Below are 3,106 nucleotides of genomic sequence, written 5' to 3'. Positions count from 1 at the left end.
AGCAAATTGCTTGGGTGTTATATGGTCAAGCCTCACGGGCAATTAGTATTGGTTAGCTCAACGCCTCACAGCGCTTACACACCCAACCTATCAACGTCGTAGTCTTCGACGGCCCTTTAGGGGATTCAAGATCCCAGTGAGATCTCATCTTGAGGCAAGTTTCCCGCTTAGATGCTTTCAGCGGTTATCTCTTCCGAACATAGCTACCCGGCAATGCCACTGGCGTGACAACCGGAACACCAGAGGTTCGTCCACTCCGGTCCTCTCGTACTAGGAGCAGCCCCTCTCAAATCTCAAACGTCCACGGCAGATAGGGACCGAACTGTCTCACGACGTTCTAAACCCAGCTCGCGTACCACTTTAAATGGCGAACAGCCATACCCTTGGGACCGGCTTCAGCCCCAGGATGTGATGAGCCGACATCGAGGTGCCAAACACCGCCGTCGATATGAACTCTTGGGCGGTATCAGCCTGTTATCCCCGGAGTACCTTTTATCCGTTGAGCGATGGCCCTTCCATACAGAACCACCGGATCACTAAGACCTACTTTCGTACCTGCTCGACGTGTGTGTCTCGCAGTCAAGCGCGCTTTTGCCTTTATACTCTACGACCGATTTCCGACCGGTCTGAGCGCACCTTCGTACTCCTCCGTTACTCTTTGGGAGGAGACCGCCCCAGTCAAACTACCCACCATACACTGTCCTCGATCCGGATAACGGACCTGAGTTAGAACCTCAAAGTTGCCAGGGTGGTATTTCAAGGATGGCTCCATGAGAACTGGCGTCCCCACTTCAAAGCCTCCCACCTATCCTACACAAGCAAATTCAAAGTCCAGTGCAAAGCTATAGTAAAGGTTCACGGGGTCTTTCCGTCTAGCCGCGGATACACTGCATCTTCACAGCGATTTCAATTTCACTGAGTCTCGGGTGGAGACAGCGCCGCCATCGTTACGCCATTCGTGCAGGTCGGAACTTACCCGACAAGGAATTTCGCTACCTTAGGACCGTTATAGTTACGGCCGCCGTTTACCGGGGCTTCGATCAAGAGCTTCGCTTGCGCTAACCCCATCAATTAACCTTCCGGCACCGGGCAGGCGTCACACCCTATACGTCCACTTTCGTGTTTGCAGAGTGCTGTGTTTTTAATAAACAGTCGCAGCGGCCTGGTATCTTCGACCGGCATGGGCTTACGGAGCAAGTCCTTGACCCTCGCCGGCGCACCTTCTCCCGAAGTTACGGTGCCATTTTGCCTAGTTCCTTCACCCGAGTTCTCTCAAGCGCCTTGGTATTCTCTACCTAACCACCTGTGTCGGTTTGGGGTACGGTTCCCAGTTATCTGAAGCTTAGGAGCTTTTCTTGGAAGCATGGTATCAACCACTTCGTCGCCTAAAGGCAACTCGTCATCAGCTCTCGGCCTTAGAATCCCGGATTTGCCTAAGATTCCAGCCTACCACCTTAAACCTGGACAACCAACGCCAGGCTGGCCTAACCTTCTCCGTCCCTCCATCGCAATAACTGGAAGTACAGGAATATTAACCTGTTTTCCATCGACTACGCTTTTCAGCCTCGCCTTAGGGACCGACTAACCCTGCGTCGATTAACGTTGCGCAGGAAACCTTGGTCTTTCGGCGTGCGAGTTTTTCACTCGCATTGTCGTTACTCATGTCAGCATTCGCACTTCTGATACCTCCAGCAAGCTTCTCAACTCACCTTCACAGGCTTACAGAACGCTCCTCTACCGCATCACCAAAAGGTGATACCCGTAGCTTCGGTGCATGGTTTGAGCCCCGTTACATCTTCCGCGCAGGCCGACTCGACTAGTGAGCTATTACGCTTTCTTTAAAGGGTGGCTGCTTCTAAGCCAACCTCCTAGCTGTCTAAGCCTTCCCACATCGTTTCCCACTTAACCATGACTTTGGGACCTTAGCTGACGGTCTGGGTTGTTTCCCTTTTCACGACGGACGTTAGCACCCGCCGTGTGTCTCCCATGCTCGGCACTTGTAGGTATTCGGAGTTTGCATCGGTTTGGTAAGTCGGGATGACCCCCTAGCCGAAACAGTGCTCTACCCCCTACAGTGATACATGAGGCGCTACCTAAATAGCTTTCGAGGAGAACCAGCTATCTCCGAGCTTGATTAGCCTTTCACTCCGATCCACAGGTCATCCGCTAACTTTTCAACGGTAGTCGGTTCGGTCCTCCAGTCAGTGTTACCTAACCTTCAACCTGCCCATGGATAGATCGCCCGGTTTCGGGTCTATACCCAGCGACTAAACGCCCTATTAAGACTCGCTTTCGCTACGCCTCCCCTATTCGGTTAAGCTCGCCACTGAATATAAGTCGCTGACCCATTATACAAAAGGTACGCAGTCACCTAACAAAGTAGGCTCCCACTGCTTGTACGCATACGGTTTCAGGATCTATTTCACTCCCCTCTCCGGGGTTCTTTTCGCCTTTCCCTCACGGTACTAGTTCACTATCGGTCAGTCAGTAGTATTTAGCCTTGGAGGATGGTCCCCCCATATTCAGACAAAGTTTCTCGTGCTCCGTCCTACTCGATTTCATTGATAAGAGATTTTCGTGTACGGGGCTATCACCCACTATGGCCGCACTTTCCAGAGCGTTCCACTAATCTCAAACCAACTTAAGGGCTGGTCCCCGTTCGCTCGCCACTACTAAGGGAATCTCGGTTGATTTCTTTTCCTCAGGGTACTTAGATGTTTCAGTTCCCCTGGTTCGCCTCTTGCACCTATGTATTCAGTACAAGATAACCAGCTTGTGCTGGCTGGGTTCCCCCATTCAGAGATCTCTGGATCACAGTCTGTTTGCCGACTCCCCAAAGCTTTTCGCAGGCTACCACGTCTTTCATCGCCTCTGACTGCCAAGGCATCCACCGTATGCGCTTCTTCACTTGACCATATAACCCCAAGCAATCTGGTTATACTGTGAAGACGACATTCGCCGAAAATTCGCACGTTGCTCTTTCGAGCAGAACTCACAAATTTTACCTTAGCCTGATCCACCAGCAGTGAAACTGGTGTTCAGTCTATTTCTATCACATATCCGAATTTTTAAAGAACGATCTGACAAAAGTCAGAAATCAACATTC

1 rRNA gene is annotated in these 3,106 nt (G+C 51.3%); it reads right to left on the bottom strand.

What is annotated here, in order from left to right:
• Positions 1-21: 21 nt before the first annotated feature.
• Positions 22-2,914, bottom strand: a 23S ribosomal RNA gene (locus JOY50_RS28435).
• Between the last annotated feature and the right edge of the window lie 192 nt (positions 2,915-3,106).

This window comes from Pseudomonas sp. BP01, from assembly GCF_022760795.1.
Lineage (GTDB): Bacteria > Pseudomonadota > Gammaproteobacteria > Pseudomonadales > Pseudomonadaceae > Aquipseudomonas > Aquipseudomonas putida_Q.
This window is presented reverse-complemented; position numbering and strand designations above follow the sequence as displayed.